This is a genomic window from Wenyingzhuangia sp. IMCC45467 (assembly GCF_054111205.1).
In genome coordinates this window covers 1,893,139-1,908,999 of sequence record NZ_CM134196.1, presented here as the reverse complement: position 1 = coordinate 1,908,999, position 15,861 = coordinate 1,893,139, and the positions used below count along the sequence as shown (strand labels likewise).

Here is a 15,861-nt window from a genome sequence, read left to right as displayed (position 1 = left end):
GTGAATTAACTAAAGTAGATGTATGTTGAAATAACAATAATTAACACAACAATACTCACAGGTTTTAAATATTTCCAAGGAGTAATGTCTACCTGTTCTGTGTATTCTTGTACAAAATCTGTTGCTCTTGGTTTCATTTTACCAATGATTAACATAATAACAATATTTAATACAAATAAAATAGCCATTACATGTAAAAAGTGAGGGTAGGTACCTCCAGATTCTACAACCATTGGTTTTAATATAAATTGACTAATGGTATATAAAACTACACCAGAAACCAATCCAACTTTAGCAGCAATGGCAGGTACACGTTTTGTTACATATCCTACTACAATAATCGTAAAGATAGGAATAGAGTAACATCCGTTAATTTCTTGTAAATAGTTAAATAAACCTCCTTTTGCATAAATTAAGAAAGGAGCAATACAAACCCCTCCAATAGCTAAGAAAACACCAAAAGTTTGTCCCACTTTTACAACTTTAGCCTCAGAAGCTTCAGTGTTTATATGTGCTTTGTAAATATCTAAACCAAAAATAGTTACTGATGAATTTAAAGCTCCGTTAAAAGAACTTAAAATAGCTCCAAATAAAACAGCAGCAAAAAAACCAACCATTCCAGCAGGTAATACTTGTTTTACCAATAAAGGATAAGCTTGATCTTTGTAAATGCTATCTCCTCCTGCAAAGAAATCAAATGACTCTGGATGTTGAGACATATAAAAAGCGATAATTCCTGGTAGTACCAACATTAAAGGACCTAGTATTTTTAAGAAAGATGCAATTAATAATCCTTTTTGACCTTCTGCTAAGTTTTTTGCACCTAATGCTCTTTGTATAATTGCTTGATTGGTTCCCCAATAAAACATTTGTACCAACATTAAACCTGTAAAGATAGTGGCAAAAGGAACTGATGCTGTTGAGCTACCTATAGCATTAAACTTTCCTGGAAACTCTGTAAATAGGTTGTCTATTCCTGTCATAGCAGAACCGTTACCAATGGCGATCAATCCAAATAAAGGAATGGCTAATCCACCAATTAAAAGTCCAATTGCATTGATAGAGTCTGAAACTGCTACGGCTTTTAATCCTCCAAAAACAGCATAAATAACTCCAATAAAAGCAATAGCAATTACGGTAGGCCAAAGAGCAATAAAATCTAGTTCTCTTTGAGCATCTAACAATTCAGTAGCACTTAAGGTGCTGGCTACATCTTCGGGAATAATTAACCCTAAAGCGGCTGGAACATCAAACATGGTGTTTACAGCTAAAGCTCCAGAATATAATACAATAGGTAATAAAACTACTACATATCCACTTAAGAACAATCCTGAAACCCAAGATTTGGTCATCTTATCGTATCTATTTTCTAGGAATTGAGGTACAGTGGTAATTCCTCCTTTTAAATATCTAGGCAATAAGAACATGGCAGTAAGTACCATGGCAATTGCTGCCAAAGTTTCCCAAGCTATTACAACAACTCCTTCTTCAAAAGCAGCCCCGTTTAGTCCTACAATTTGTTCAGTAGATAAGTTGGTTAATAATAAAGAACCTGCAATTACAGGTCCAGTTAGACTTCTTCCTCCTAAGAAATATCCGTCAGAGGAGTTTACATTTTTTCTTGTTGCAAGCCATGCAATTAAGGCTACTAATAGGGTAAAGCCTAAAAATGATGCAATTGATAAAATCATAATTGAGTTAGTTTAAATTAAGTTTTTTTTATAGGCGGCCAAATTAGTGATTTTAACATTGTATAATGTCATTATAATTTTTTTTTTGTATTAGTGATGAAAAACATACCAATTTCGATGATTTTTTACCACTGGTTGGGGCTGTACTCAAAAAAGGTTTTAGATAAAGTTTTTAATTGCTTTGGCTACACCGTCTTTTTTGTTGGTGTCTGATACAGCATCAGAAATTAACAAAACTTCTTCCTTTGCGTTTCCAACGGCAACTCCAATTTTTACTGCTTCTAACATTTCAATATCATTATAATTATCTCCAAAAGCAATACAGTTATCAAGAGTTAAATGCGGGTATTTACAAGCCAATAATTCTTTAATCCCTGTAAGTTTAGAGATGTTTTTATTAGCAATTTCTATATAAGTGTCTTTAGATCTGTATAAGTGTAATTTGTCACCGTGAAGTTTTCCTAATTCAGAATACAAATAATCCATATGTTCTTTGTCTCCCATACACATTACTTTATGAGCTCCTTTTTCTTCACGAATCCATAAATCAATTACCTCCTTAGTTGGTTTAACTATTGGAGTTACTTTGGTGTTGTTTTCTTCTCTTTTTGCCCAAAAATCCATAGCAGGAACATACCAGTCGTCATGATTATATAGGCTGATATGGAACTTGTTATCCTTGTTTAGCTCAAGAATATCCTCTAAAATGGTTGGAGCAATAGAAATATCGTCAACAACTTCTCCATCCACCAAAACCAAACCACCGTTATAACAAATTAATGGTAAGTCTTCTATGTTTAAATCTTTTTGAATATGAGTCATAGCACTTGGCATGCGAGAAGATATTAGAATAAAAGGAACTCCTTGTTCTGTAATTCTATCAACTTGTTCTTTTAACATTTCAGAGACTTCGCGTTCTGAGTTTAATAAAGTTCCATCAATATCGGTAAAAGCAATTTTAATTTCCATATATCATCTATTTTGAGATAAAACAAAAATAACTTTTTGATTGAATAATGAAGAATGAAAAGTAAATAATGCCAAAATAGGGGTAATAAAAAACAGCCTTTATCAAATTATAAGATAAAGGCTGTTTTGTGTATGTTGAGCTTGTGTTTAATCAAAAATATTATTTGATTAACTCATAACTACGTTTGATAAATTTGGTTAAATCTTCACCATGTAATAAGTTTTGAGACAATTTAGCCAAGTCAAAAGCTTGAGAAATTAATCCTTGTTGCTTTTCTTCATCAGCATTTAAAATATCAGCAACCAATTCGTTGTTTGTATTAACTACCAAGTTGTACATTTCTGGCATGTTTTCCATTCCAAACATTCCACCACCTCCAGTAGCACTCATTTCTTTCATTCTACGCATAAATTCTGGAACGGTAATTATAAATGGAGAAGCGTTAGAGTCCATAGCTTCTAACTGCACAGTATAGTTTTCTTTAGGTACAGCTGCTTCAATAATTGGCTTTAACTTGTCTTTTTCCTCATCAGATAATTTAGAAATAACATTGTCGTCTTTCTTAATTAAATTATCAATATGGTCAGCATCTACACGTACAAAAGTTACGTTCTCGTTAGTTTGCTCTAATTTTTGAATTAAGTGAGAAACAATTGGAGAGTCTAATAATAATACTTTGTATCCTTTGTCGTTTGCAGATTGAATAAAACTGTGTTGTGCTTGTTTGTTAGCTGCATATAAAACTACTAATTTACCATCTTTGTCAGTCTGAGCATCTTTAAATTGCTCTTTAATTTCATCAATAGTTAAGTAGCTTCCGTCCGTAGTTGGATATAGTGCAAACTTTTTAGCTTTGTCAAAGAATTTTTCGTCAGATAACATTCCGTACTCAATAATTACTTTGATGTCATCCCAGTATCCTTCAAAAGCTTCTCTATCTTTTTTGTAGATAGAACTTAACTTATCCGCAATTTTTTTAGTGATGTATCCAGAAATCTTTTTAACAGCACCATCGGCTTGTAAGTAAGAACGAGATACGTTTAATGGAATGTCAGGAGAATCAATCACCCCTTTTAACATTTGTAAGAAATCAGGTACAATTCCTTCTACATTGTCTGTTACAAAAACTTGGTTTTGGTATAATTGAATTCTATCCTTTTGCATGTCCATGTTTTTAGACAACTTAGGAAAGTATAAAATACCTGTTAAGTTAAATGGGTAGTCTACGTTTAAGTGAATGTTAAACAAAGGCTCTTCAAATTGCATTGGATACAATTCACGATAGAAGTTTTTATAATCATCACCTTCTAAATCTGATGGCTTTTTAGTCCAAGCAGGATTTGTGTTGTTAATAATGTTATCTACATCAATTTGTTTGTGAGGTTCTTTTTCTTCGGTACCGTCTTCTTTTTTTACAACTTTTGGTTCAAAGTTAGGGTCGTTCACTTTTTTAGTCCCAAATTTAATAGGTACTTGGTTAAAGCGGTTGTACTTAGTAAGCAATCCAGAAATTTTAGATTCTTCTAAAAAGTCTAAAGAATCTTCTGCAATATGTAAAATAATTTCAGTTCCTCTTTCGGCTTTTTCAACTTCTTCTAATTCGTAATTTGGAGAACCATCACAAGACCATTTTACAGCAGGAGCATCTTTGTAAGATTTTGTGATTAATTCTACTTTGCTAGCTACCATAAAAGCAGAGTAGAACCCTAATCCAAAGTGACCAATAATTCCAGAATCTTCTACTTTGTCTTTGTATTTCTCAATAAATTCTTCAGCTCCAGAAAAGGCAATTTGGTTGATGTATTTTTCAACCTCATCTTCTGTCATTCCTAAACCTTGATCGATAATATGGATTTTTTTTCCTTCTTTATCAATCTTTACTTCTAATTTAGCATCTCCTAATTCAACACCATCAGCTTCACCAATAGTGATTAAGTGTTGTAATTTTAATGTTGCATCTGTTCCGTTAGAAATTAATTCACGTAAAAAGATTTCGTGGTCAGAGTATAAAAACTTTTTAATTAACGGAAAGATATTCTCTACCGATACATTAATGTTTCCTTTAGCCATAATAAGTATATTTATGTTATTTGTTTAAAAACTGTGTTTAGCTTTAAACAAATAGAGTACCAAAAGAACAAAAATGACAGGATGTCAGTGGTTAGAACATATCTCCACCACCATCTCCTTCTTGGCCGTGGTCTTGTCTACCATTTTCTCTTTCTTTAGGTTTGATACCAAAGTTATAAACAAACCCAAGTGTTATTTTACGTGTTTCCCATTTAAACTCCCCGTCTTGTTCAAAAGGAGCATCAGAACTAAATTTTACACCAAAAGTGTTAAAAATATCAGAAACCCCTAAAGAAATGATTCCTTTGTCTTTTAATACTTTATAGCTAGCTCCTGTACTTACTTGGTACATTGGTTTTCTAACTCTTTGTAAGCTTTCACTAGCTCCTCTATACATTGCCGATAGCTGTATAGATAATTTGTCTGTAGCAGTAAAAGTGTTATTAGCTCTAAAGTTAAAACGATTGTTGGTAACAGTTCTATTTTGATTTGCCACAAAACCTTTTATTTTACGAGTGTAGAAATCTGTACTAGCATTTAAACGCCACCAGTTAATAATACGTAAATAAGCAGCCAATTCAAAACCATAGCTATTGGTATCATCAAAATTATCATAAGATAAAACAGCCCTGTCTGGCATTGTTGGGTCTACCGATACGGTACGGCTAATATTGTCTTTGGTGTTTCTAAAAAATGCGGTTGCAGATAAACTACCAATTTCCACTTCACGATTGTATCTTACTTCTAAAGAATTGGTGAATTCTTGCTTTAAGTCTGGATTTCCTCTAGAGGTTGTAAGTGGTGTTCCCCATGAACGTATAGGGGTGACTTGTCTAATAGAAGGTCTGTCTACTCTACGAGAATAACTAAATTGTAGCTGGTTATCATCATTCAGCTCATAAGTAGCAAAAAAAGATGGGTACAAAGAATTTACTTTTTGTTGAATACTGCTGTCTTGATTGTCTACATCTGTATGAAAATCTCCTTCAATGTTATAGGATTCTGCTCTTAAACCAGCCTGGATTCCTAAAGCATTAAACTGTTGTTTGTAGTTAAAATAGGCAGCATAAATTTTTCTACCATAAGTAAAGTTTGATAAACCTCTTGTTACATCTTGATTGTTACTGTCCGATACTTCTTGAGTAGAATTATTATAATTATCTGTATTTTCTTCTCTAAGAGATAAGCCCGTTTCAATATAACTATCTTTTGCAAACGGAAAAGTATAGTCTAAGTTGATTAAAGTTAAATCGTTATTATTGGCAATTTCTTCTGTGTAATTGCTACTTGGGTTCGTTGATGGGTCAGGGTCTAAAGTGTCTTCCCATTGGCTATCTTCGGGTTGAGCATTTTTACTGTACATTCCTTCAAGACTTAATTTATGGTCTTTGTTTTCTCCAAATTGTTGATAAATACCAGCATTGTAACTTTGGTTTCTTGGTTTTCTGGTAAAGGTAAATTGATTGTCACTTAGCAAAGGAGCATTTTTTGTATTTGATATTTTAGTGTTGTTTTGGTAATCTAAATCAACAAAACTTTGAGAGGTAGAAATACCAATACTTGTTTTTTTAGTGATATCAATATCAGCTCCAACCTTAAAAAGTTGATTGGTAAAATCATCATTTCCGTCAATGTCTTGATAATTGGTTGTTGGACTTTTACGTTCTAAACTACCTTGAGTATTTTTTTTACCATCATTAATATTATAGTTTCCGTAAAAGTTAACGTTTTTGGTTTTGTAATTAAGGTTAACACCTGCAGTATGTCTAAAATTTCTACCATATTGGCTATTTAAACTTACACTACCATTTGCACCTAGTTGTGTGTTTTTAACCAATTCTATATTAATAATTCCACTATTTCCTTCTGGATTGTATTTGGCAGATGGATTGGTAATTAGCTCAATATTTTTAATGGCACTTGAGGGAATTTGTTGTAGTAATTGATCTGTAGGAATGTTGGTAGGTTTTCCATCAATTAATACTCTAACATTGGTGTTTCCTCTTAATGAAAGTTCCCCTGTTTGTTGGTCTACAGAAACAGATTGTACATTGTTTAAAACATCTGCAGCAGCAACTCCCACAGAAGTTAAATCTTTACCTACATTAATAACAAGTCTATCAATTTTTTGAGTAACGGTTGATGTTTCTGCTCTAAGAACTACAGCATCTAAAGCTTCTACATTTTCTTCTAAAAGAATTTTTTTTAGATCAATATAATTCTTGCCGTTAAAATTAATTGTTTTATTTATGGTTTTGTAACCAATGGCTTCAATGGTTAAATTATAGGTTTTATCACTAAGGTTCTGAAGACTAAATGCTCCTAATTCATCAGATAAATTGGTTTTAATTTCAGATCCATTTTTTGCATATACAGTTACATAAGGTACCGGATCTTTGGTGTTTTTGTTAATAATAACACCTGAAATGATATTTTTATCTGTTTGTGAAAAAGCAATTTGTGTAAATAGGGTAAGTACTAATAAAATTCTATTCATGTTGATTATTTCTCGCGGTTGGTATATTTAGACCGAAGAAATTAATAAAGGTTTAATTCCTTCTTTTATATTTTACAAAACTGTAGTCGTAAATGTTCTTTTCGTCTGACTTAAATTTTTTTCTTTTTGTTTCTTTCCAAATATTTTTATCAATTTCGGGAAAGTAAACATCTGCATCAAAAGATTGATGTACTTCACAAATGTCAAGTTCATCAACTAAGTGGATTGCATCAGAATATATTTTAGCACCTCCAATAACAAAGGCATTGTCATCATTTTTGGCAATTTCAATGGCACTTTTAAGAGAGTGAGTGGTAATACATCCTTCTGCTTTGTAGTTGGTGTTTCTGCTAATAATAATGGTGGTTCTATTGGGTAAAGGTTTACCTATAGATTCGTATGTTTTACGTCCCATAATAATATGGTGACCAGTCGTAACTTTTTTAAACCTTTTTAAATCAGCAGGTAAATGCCAAATTAAATCGTTGTTTTTTCCTAATTCGTTGTTGTCTCCTATAGCAGCAATGATTGTAATCATATTCTTTTTTTAATCGGCTGCAATATAATAGGTTTTTATGGTTTTTAGGATAGAATTTTAAAAACCTACACGGTAAATTTTTTCTCTTTCTTTTTTAAGGATTTCCATTTGAATATAATTCTTAATGTTTTCGGACATGGTTTTACCGTTGTCTTTTTCATATAAGAAGTATTTTTTAAAGCCTTCATTATTTCTAACCAAATTGGCAATGGTAGATGGAAATGTATAACCAAAGTAATAAGGTTCTCCGTTTATTTTTGCCGGACTCTCTGCTTTTGGTAAAGTTTTAAGGGTTTTGTAATAGTTTTCTATCAACTCTTTGTTTTGCGATTCTATTTTGGCAGCAATTACTTTTCCTTTTTCATCAATTATAAATTTAGGAAGTATTCTGTGTTTATAATCAATGTCTTTTTTGGTAGCCAAGGTAAGATCTAGTTTGTTGTACATGTAATTAGAAATGTATATATAATTACAGTTATTAAGCCCTTGGTATGTGGTTTCTTTGTTACAAATTTCAAAAACAGGAGGAGTGTAGCCAATTACTTTTTCACTACACTTTATAATAGGTTCTCCTTTGTAGTCTTCTTGAATAACAACCAAAGTATATTTGTATCTGGAGTCGTATTCAGGAAACTCAAACAAGTTAAAGTCTAACTTATGAAAAGCTTTTTTTAATTGTTTGTCTAGCTTCTTACTAGAGGTATTGGTATCTATATAGGTAATTTGTTTTCTGTTATTGATGGAGAATTCAATATAAACTTGTCTTCTCCATTCTTTAAATTGTACACTTTTTAGAGCTCTGTTTGAGATATGTTTTCTAAAATGTTCTGTAAATGGGTTAGAAAAACTAGTGTGATCTTCTACCTTGTCTACTATTTTTTTATCAATTTCAAGAAACTTCTCAATACTATCGTTGGTTAATAAGGGTAGCTCTTCGTGTTCTTTTGCAATAGTATTCACTACTTGGTTTTTACTTTTGCAAGCAATACATAAGCTCAATATTGTAAAAAGTTGAAGAAGTTTCATTTATGAATTTTTTAAACAGATACTTTTCCTTTAATTAAAGGATGTGGATTGTAGTCTACCAACGTAAAATCTTCATAAGTAAAATCAAAAATATTTTTTACTTCTGGATTTAAAATCATTTTAGGTAAAGGTTTAGGGTCTCTACTTAACTGTAACGCTATTTGTTCAAAATGATTGTTATAAATATGTGCATCACCAAAAGTGTGAATAAATTCACCAGGTTCAAGTCCAACAACTTGAGCAATCATTAAAACTAACAAAGCATAAGAGGCAATGTTAAAAGGAACTCCTAAAAATACATCGGCACTACGTTGGTATAATTGACAAGACAATTTACCCTCAGCAACGTAAAATTGAAAGAAAGCGTGGCATGGAGGTAGTGCAGCTTTATTGTTAGCAACGTTTTCTGAAAAAGAAATACTGGTGTTTGGTAATACGCTAGGATTCCATGCAGAAACCACCATACGTCTACTGTTTGGATTGTTTTTTAAGGTTTCAATCAGTTCAGATATTTGATCAATTTCTTCGCTATTCCAATTACGCCATTGGTGACCATATACAGGGCCTAAATCTCCATTTTCATCAGCCCAAGCATCCCATATTTTTACATTATGATCTTTTAAATATTGAATATTTGTATCTCCTTTTAAAAACCAAAGTAATTCGTGAATAATAGATTTTAAATGTAATTTTTTTGTGGTAACCATAGGGAAACCTTCAGATAAATCAAAACGCATTTGATAACCAAAAACACTTTTAGTTCCTGTACCTGTACGGTCTCCTTTTTGGACTCCGTTTTCTTGAATGTGTTTGATTAAATCTAAATATTGTTTCATGATAAATGATGTGTATGAGTGATGTAAAAATAGAAAAAAGTCGATACGCTAGGTACCGACTTTTAATATTTTATAAAGACATTATTAACAAATTATCTTTTATTAAGTTCATCTCTAATTTTGGCAGCTGTTTCGTAATCTTCTTTTTCAATAGCGCTGTTTAATTTTTTTTCTAATTCTTGTGTAGAAATATTTTGATACACTTTATTAGCCTCTTCAGGGGTAGCACTATTTAATAAATCAGTAATTTCATCATCTTCCTCTTCTATTTGATGATCATCCTCATTTTGTTCAGAATCAGCAAAATCTTCTTGTTTTAGAATAATTCCGGCTTTGTCTAATATGTTTTGATAGGTGTAAATGGGGGTGTTAAAACGAATGGCCAAAGCAATGGCATCTGAAGTTCTGGCATCAAAAACTTTTTCTTCATCATTTTGAATACAAATCATGCTAGAAAAAAAAACTCCGTCTACCAATTTATGAATAATGACTTCTTTTACACGAACATTATAAGATTCTGCAAATGTTTTAAATAAATCATGAGTTAGGGGTCTTGGCGGTGTAATTTCACTTTCTAATGCAATGGCAATAGATTGAGCTTCAAAAGCACCTATTACAATCGGAAGGGTTCTTTCACCATTTACCTCACTTAAGACTAAGGCATATGCACCTGTTTGGGTTTGGCTGTAGGATATTCCTTTGATGTCTAATTGTACTAAACTCATGCTTTATTTTTAAACTATTATGCGTTTTCTGCTTTAAATGCTTTTAATTTTTCAATTAACTGGGGAACTACTTCAAAGGCATCTCCTACAATTCCATAATCTGCTGCTTTAAAGAATGGAGCTTCAGGATCTGTGTTAATGACTACTTTTGTTTTAGAAGCGTTAACTCCTGCTAAATGTTGAATGGCTCCAGAAATGGCTACGGCAATATATAAATTAGCCGCTACAGGTTTTCCTGTTTGTCCTACGTGTTCTCCGTGTGGTCTCCATCCCATGTCAGAAACAGGTTTAGAACATGCTGTTGCAGCCCCTAAAACGTCTGCTAAATCTTCAATCATTTTAAAGTTTTCTGCAGCTTTTAATCCTCTACCTCCAGAAACGACAATATCAGCATCGGCAATAGCAATTTTACCAGAAGCTTTGTCTATAGATTCTGATGTTACTGTTGTTGATAATAATGCTGGAGAAAATTGCTCAATCTCTGCAGTGGTAGGGTCTTCTTTTATTTCAAAAGAGTTTTTAGCCAATCCAATTACTTTACTATCGGCAGTTATAACAATGTTGCTAAATGCCTTGTTAGAAAAAGCTTTACGTTTTACGGTAAAAGGACTTGTGTTGCTTGGAGCGGCTACTACGTTAGAAGCGTAGCCAGCATTAAATTTAGCTGCTACTAATGGAGCAAGATATTTTCCATCGTTGCTGCTGCTAATTATAATAATATTTGTGTTGCTTGTAAAAGCAGCTTCGGTAATAACACCAGCAAATATTTTTGCGTTAAAAACAAAACTATCGTCAGAAACATTTAATATTTTGTTAGCTCCATAGTTTTGTAATTCTTCTGGTTGTGCAGCATTAATTGTAATTACTGTTAATTCAGTACCTAATTGTTTGGCAACTGCTTTTCCGTAAGAAACTACTTCTAAAGCAGTTTTCTTAAATTTTCCTTCGCTATTTTCAGCGTATACTAATACAGACATGTTTGTATGTTTTTAGTTGCCTATTTTTTAAGGCACAAGGTTTTTAAATTAAATTACTTTTGCTTCGTTGTGAAGTAAGTTGATTAGCTCGTCTAAATTATCGGCATCAACCATTTTACATGCACTCTTGTCTGCACTTTTTTCAAAGCTTGTTATCTGAGTGGTGGTTGTGCTTTCTATAGCAGCAACAACAGTTAATGGTTTTTTACGAGCCATCATAATTCCTCTCATATTAGGAATTTTAAGGTCTTTTTCCTCTACCAATCCTTTTTGCCCTGCAATTACAATAGGTAATTTAGCATTTAAAGTTTCAGTTCCTCCATCTATTTCTCTAGATGCTTTTACAGAATCTCCATCAACTTCTAAACCTATACAAGCATTAATATAATCAATATCTAAGAAAGAAGCAAGTAAACCAGGAACCATTCCTCCATTGTAATCAATAGATTCTTTACCTGTTAAAATTAAATCATATTCTCCATTTCTAAATACTTCGGCAAGTTGTTGAGCTACATAAAAACCATCGGTAGGTTTTGCATCAATACGAATTGCTTCGTCGGCTCCAATAGCCAATGCTTTTCTTAAAGTAGGCTCTGTACTTGCATCTCCTACATTTACTACAGTAACTTTTGCTCCTTGTTTTTCTTGAAACCAGATGGCTCTTGTTAAAGCGAATTCATCATAAGGATTTATAACAAATTGTACCCCATTTGTATCAAATTCTGTCGAATCACTTGTGAAATTGATTTTAGAAGTAGTATCTGGAACGTGACTTATACAAACTAATATTTTCATATTGAGAAGTTTATCTATTTATATATATTTCTAAATAAGTAAAAGCTAATGTAAATTAAATTTTGTAAATATTTTGTTTTAATATTAGAAAATATGGATGCGTTTTTGTTATTTTTGTGAACGTTTAAATAAAATAGAATACATGAAAACTATACAATTTAGAGAGGCAATCTGTGAGGCAATGAGCGAAGAAATGCGTTTAGATGAAAGCGTTTATTTGATTGGAGAAGAGGTTGCTGAATATAACGGAGCATATAAAGCTTCTAAAGGAATGTTAGATGAGTTTGGAGACAAACGTGTAATTGATGCACCCATTGCTGAATTAGGTTTTGGTGGTATTGCCGTAGGTTCTACTATGACTGGTAACAGACCAATTGTAGAGTATATGACTTTCAATTTTGCATTGGTTGGTATTGATCAAATCATAAACAACGCAGCAAAAATTAGACAAATGTCTGGAGGGCAATTTCCATGTCCTATTGTATTTAGAGGGCCTACTGCATCTGCAGGGCAGTTAGGAGCTACTCACTCTCAAGCTTTTGAAAACTGGTTTGCAAATACTCCAGGATTAAAAGTGGTAGTACCTTCTAATCCATATGATGCAAAAGGATTGTTAAAAGCAGCTATTAGAGATAACGATCCAGTTATTTTTATGGAGTCTGAGCAAATGTATGGAGACAAAGGTGAAGTGCCAGAAGGAGAATATATTATTCCTTTAGGAGTTGCTGATGTGAAAAGAAAAGGTACCGATGTAACTGTAGTTTCTTTCGGAAAAATTATCAAAGAGGCTTATAAAGCAGCTGAGATTTTAGAAAAAGAAGGAATTTCTATTGAAATTATTGATTTACGTACTGTTCGTCCAATGGATACAAAGGCTATTTTAGAGTCAGTTAAAAAAACAAATCGTTTGGTGATTTTAGAAGAAGCTTGGCCGTTTGGTTCAGTTGCAACTGAAATTGCTTATAGAGTACAAGAGCAAGCTTTTGATTATTTAGATGCTCCAATTCAAAGAATTAATACAGCAGATACTCCAGCAGCATATTCTCCAGTTTTAATGGAAGAATGGTTGCCAAATGCTCAGGATGTAATAGATGCTGTAAAAGCAACTTTATATGTAAAGTAATTTCTGCGAAACAACATAACTTATTATAAATTCCTTTCTTACTTTTGAGAAAGGAATTTTTTTATTCATATGATACATAAGCCCCTAATAAATATTGTTTTTTTACTAATCTCTTTGTTAACTTTTAGTCAATCTAAAGTAAAAGGAGTAGTAGTTGATGTTGATGGAAATCCACTAGCGTTTGCAAGTGTAATTTTTAAAAACTCAACAGTAGGTACAGTGTCAGATGAAGATGGTGCTTTCTATTTATCATCTCCCAAAACATATACAGAGTTGCAAGCAAGTTATGTAGGTTTTGAGAAAACAGTATTACGTATTGAAAAGCAAAATCAATATTTTAAAATTGTTTTAAAAGAAAGCTCTAATCAATTACAAGCAGTAACAATTGTTACCGGTAGAGTACCTAAAAAAGGGAATCCGGCCATTGCTTTGTTAGAAAAAGTTTGGGCTAGAAAAAAGAGCAATGGACTTAGAATGTTTCCGAATTATCAGTACGAAAAATATGAGAAAATTCAGTTTGATTTAAATAATATAGACTCCTCTTTTACAGAGCAAAAAATATTTAAAGGAATGGAGTTTGTGTTTAATCAAATAGATACTTCTAAGGTTTCAGGAAAAAACTTTTTGCCTGTATATATAAATGAATCTGTTTATAATGTTTATGGGAAAAATGAAGGAGATAAAAAATCTGTTAGAGAAGATTTGGTGGCAAATAAAAATTCAGGAATCGGAGCTGGAGAAGGGGTTACAACTTATATAAAAGATTTATATGTAGATTATGATATTTACGATGATTATATTCGTTTGTTTGGAAAAAGTTTTACCAGCCCTGTTGGTAAATCAGGAGTAAACACCTATAATTATGTGTTAGCAGACAGTGCTACTATATCAGGTAAATGGTGTTATAACATTATTTATTACCCTATTCGTAAAAATGAATTAACTTTTAAGGGAGATATGTGGATTGCAGATACCACTTTTGCAGTTAAAGATATTAGTATGCAGGTGTCTAAAAGTGCTAATATAAACTGGATAAAAGAGGTGTTTTTAGAGCGTGACTATAAGGTAGAAAATGATTCTGTTATTCTGCCCGAAAGAGATTATATGATGGCTGATTTTAGTCTTCGAAAGAAAAAATCATCTATGGGAGTTTTTGGAAAAAGGACTACTTATTTTGATTCCTATAGTTTTAACAACCCTAAAAAAGAAAGTTTTTACAAAGAAAAATCAGACATTTTTGAAGATAGTATTTATAATGCTCCACCAAGTTACTGGAAAAATCATAGGTTAGAAAAGTTAGACAAAAACGAACAAGGTATTTACACAATGTTAGATACTTTAAAAACAGTTCCAAAATTTAAACGGATATACAATTTAGGGGTGATTTTAGCAACAGGATATGTTGAGTTTCCTAACTTTGATTACGGTCCTGTGTTTTCAACTTTTGATTTTAATGATGTAGAGGGGATTAGAATTAGGGTAGGTGGAAGAACTTATTTTGGTATAAACGATATGTGGAGGCTGCAAGGTTATACTGCTTATGGTTTTAAAGACCAACGAGTAAAGTTTGGTTTGTCTTATAAATATATGTTTGACAAGCAAAATAGATTGATTTTTGGAATTGGGCATAGAGATGATGTTGAGCAAACAGGAGCAGGTTTAACAACTAGTACCGATGTTTTAGGAAGGAGTTTTGCTAGTTCAGGATTGTTTTCTGCTGGAGCATCAAATTTGTTAACGGATGTAAAATTGACCAATGTGTTTTTTAGTGCTGAGCCTGTTGATAATATTAATTTTGAAATCAATTTTGTTCAAAGAAACTTAAAGTCTGCATCTAACGCTTTTAGCATGGCTTATTTTGATGAATATGGCAACTTACAACAAGAAACCCAGCAAACAGAATTGGGTTTTGCAGTTAAATACACTCCTGGAAGAAAAGTTTTTGGTAACGGAGTAGAGCGAAAAAATGTAAATGATAATTTTCCTGTATTTTATTTAAGTTATGCCAATGGGTTTGGAGCTTTGTTTAATAGTGATTTTGATTATCAGAAATTACAAATGTATTACAAACAACCATTTTATATAGGTTCTATTGGTAGAACAACAACTACTATTGAGGTTGGAAAAACATTTGGAGAAGCTTCTTTAGGTTTGTTAAATATTGTGCCAGGAAATCAATCCTTCTTTAATATTCAAAATACTTTTGGCCTGCTAAATTATTATGAATTTGTTACAGATACCTATGCATCTATGCACTTAGAGCATAATTTTAATGGACGTGTTTTTGGTAAAATTCCTTTTTTAAGAAAGTTAAACTTACGTGAAGTTGTTGGAATTAAAGGTGTTTATGGAACTATTTCGCAAGCAAATATTGATAGGAATTTGCCAGCTTTTCAATCATTATCTTTTTTAAACTTAGATGCTAAAACCATTGCTCCTAGTCAGGTTTATTATGAATATAATGCAGGGATTGACAATATTCTTAAAGTTTTTAGATTAGATTTTTATTGGAGAGGGAGTTACTTACATCATCCAAATGCGAATAAGTTTGGGATAAAAGGCTCTTTCGGTTTTACTTTTTAACATATGCATATTTTTATTTGTATTTTTGTG

Annotated in this window: 12 protein-coding genes and 1 pseudogene; 2 read left to right on the top strand and 11 right to left on the bottom strand. The window is 32.1% G+C overall.

Annotated elements, in window-relative coordinates:
- Nucleotides 1-5 precede the first annotated feature (5 nt).
- From ACXGQT_RS08170 to ACXGQT_RS08120, 11 genes and pseudogenes are all read right to left on the bottom strand, one after another.
- Complete coding sequence (locus ACXGQT_RS08170; protein ID WP_457828109.1) at nt 6-1,691, bottom strand: solute:sodium symporter family transporter; 1,686 nt, start codon at nt 1,689-1,691, stop codon at nt 6-8.
- 159 nt (nt 1,692-1,850) lie between these two features.
- On the bottom strand, nt 1,851-2,660 hold the full coding sequence (locus tag ACXGQT_RS08165) for an HAD family hydrolase (RefSeq protein WP_457828108.1): 810 nt from the start codon (nt 2,658-2,660) through the stop codon (nt 1,851-1,853).
- A 160-nt stretch (nt 2,661-2,820) separates the two neighbouring features.
- Nucleotides 2,821-4,731 carry a molecular chaperone HtpG gene (gene htpG / locus ACXGQT_RS08160; RefSeq protein WP_457828107.1) on the bottom strand — a complete coding sequence of 637 codons (1,911 nt, stop codon included), beginning with the start codon at nt 4,729-4,731 and terminating at the stop codon, nt 2,821-2,823.
- Nucleotides 4,732-4,822: 91 nt separating this feature from the next.
- A complete protein-coding gene (locus ACXGQT_RS08155; RefSeq protein WP_457830807.1) occupies nt 4,823-6,814 on the bottom strand; it encodes a TonB-dependent receptor domain-containing protein in 1,992 nt (663 codons plus the stop codon).
- Between the two features lie 87 nt (nt 6,815-6,901).
- Nucleotides 6,902-7,228: pseudogene (locus ACXGQT_RS08150) on the bottom strand (carboxypeptidase-like regulatory domain-containing protein); the annotation flags it as partial.
- Between the two features lie 52 nt (nt 7,229-7,280).
- Complete coding sequence (locus tag ACXGQT_RS08145) at nt 7,281-7,766, bottom strand: dihydrofolate reductase (RefSeq protein WP_457828106.1); 486 nt, start codon at nt 7,764-7,766, stop codon at nt 7,281-7,283.
- 57 nt (nt 7,767-7,823) lie between these two features.
- On the bottom strand, nt 7,824-8,726 hold the full coding sequence (locus ACXGQT_RS08140) for a hypothetical protein (RefSeq protein ID WP_457828105.1): 903 nt from the start codon (nt 8,724-8,726) through the stop codon (nt 7,824-7,826).
- Nucleotides 8,727-8,803: 77 nt separating this feature from the next.
- Nucleotides 8,804-9,628 (bottom strand): thymidylate synthase, encoded by an 825-nt coding sequence (locus tag ACXGQT_RS08135; protein WP_457828104.1) that lies wholly within the window; start codon nt 9,626-9,628, stop codon nt 8,804-8,806.
- A 92-nt stretch (nt 9,629-9,720) separates the two neighbouring features.
- The gene (locus ACXGQT_RS08130; RefSeq protein WP_457828103.1) at nt 9,721-10,353 is read right to left on the bottom strand and encodes a bifunctional nuclease domain-containing protein; all 633 of its coding nucleotides are present in this window, start codon (nt 10,351-10,353) and stop codon (nt 9,721-9,723) included.
- Between the two features lie 17 nt (nt 10,354-10,370).
- The gene (locus ACXGQT_RS08125; RefSeq protein ID WP_457828102.1) at nt 10,371-11,330 is read right to left on the bottom strand and encodes an electron transfer flavoprotein subunit alpha/FixB family protein; all 960 of its coding nucleotides are present in this window, start codon (nt 11,328-11,330) and stop codon (nt 10,371-10,373) included.
- Nucleotides 11,331-11,378: 48 nt separating this feature from the next.
- Entirely contained in the window at nt 11,379-12,125 is a 747-nt protein-coding gene (locus ACXGQT_RS08120; RefSeq protein ID WP_457828101.1) for an electron transfer flavoprotein subunit beta/FixA family protein, read from the bottom strand.
- A gap of 142 nt (nt 12,126-12,267) precedes the next feature.
- Here ACXGQT_RS08120 and ACXGQT_RS08115 point away from each other — a divergent pair, with 142 nt between their 5' ends.
- Entirely contained in the window at nt 12,268-13,248 is a 981-nt protein-coding gene (locus ACXGQT_RS08115; RefSeq protein ID WP_457828100.1) for a pyruvate dehydrogenase complex E1 component subunit beta, read from the top strand.
- Between the two features lie 69 nt (nt 13,249-13,317).
- Entirely contained in the window at nt 13,318-15,831 is a 2,514-nt protein-coding gene (locus ACXGQT_RS08110) for a DUF5686 family protein (RefSeq protein WP_457828099.1), read from the top strand.
- Nucleotides 15,832-15,861 lie beyond the last annotated feature (30 nt).

What these genes read in the sequence shown, in the direction of transcription:
- ACXGQT_RS08170 (WP_457828109.1), bottom strand. Translation starts at nt 1,691, where the DNA reads ATGATTTTATCAATTGCATCATTTTTAGGCTTTACCCTATTAGTAGCC.
- ACXGQT_RS08165 (WP_457828108.1), bottom strand. Translation starts at nt 2,660, where the DNA reads ATGGAAATTAAAATTGCTTTTACCGATATTGATGGAACTTTATTAAAC.
- htpG (WP_457828107.1), bottom strand. Translation starts at nt 4,731, where the DNA reads ATGGCTAAAGGAAACATTAATGTATCGGTAGAGAATATCTTTCCGTTA.
- ACXGQT_RS08145 (WP_457828106.1), bottom strand. Translation starts at nt 7,766, where the DNA reads ATGATTACAATCATTGCTGCTATAGGAGACAACAACGAATTAGGAAAA.
- ACXGQT_RS08135 (WP_457828104.1), bottom strand. Translation starts at nt 9,628, where the DNA reads ATGAAACAATATTTAGATTTAATCAAACACATTCAAGAAAACGGAGTC.
- ACXGQT_RS08130 (WP_457828103.1), bottom strand. Translation starts at nt 10,353, where the DNA reads ATGAGTTTAGTACAATTAGACATCAAAGGAATATCCTACAGCCAAACC.
- ACXGQT_RS08125 (WP_457828102.1), bottom strand. Translation starts at nt 11,330, where the DNA reads ATGTCTGTATTAGTATACGCTGAAAATAGCGAAGGAAAATTTAAGAAA.
- ACXGQT_RS08120 (WP_457828101.1), bottom strand. Translation starts at nt 12,125, where the DNA reads ATGAAAATATTAGTTTGTATAAGTCACGTTCCAGATACTACTTCTAAA.
- ACXGQT_RS08115 (WP_457828100.1), top strand. Translation starts at nt 12,268, where the DNA reads ATGAAAACTATACAATTTAGAGAGGCAATCTGTGAGGCAATGAGCGAA.
- ACXGQT_RS08110 (WP_457828099.1), top strand. Translation starts at nt 13,318, where the DNA reads ATGATACATAAGCCCCTAATAAATATTGTTTTTTTACTAATCTCTTTG.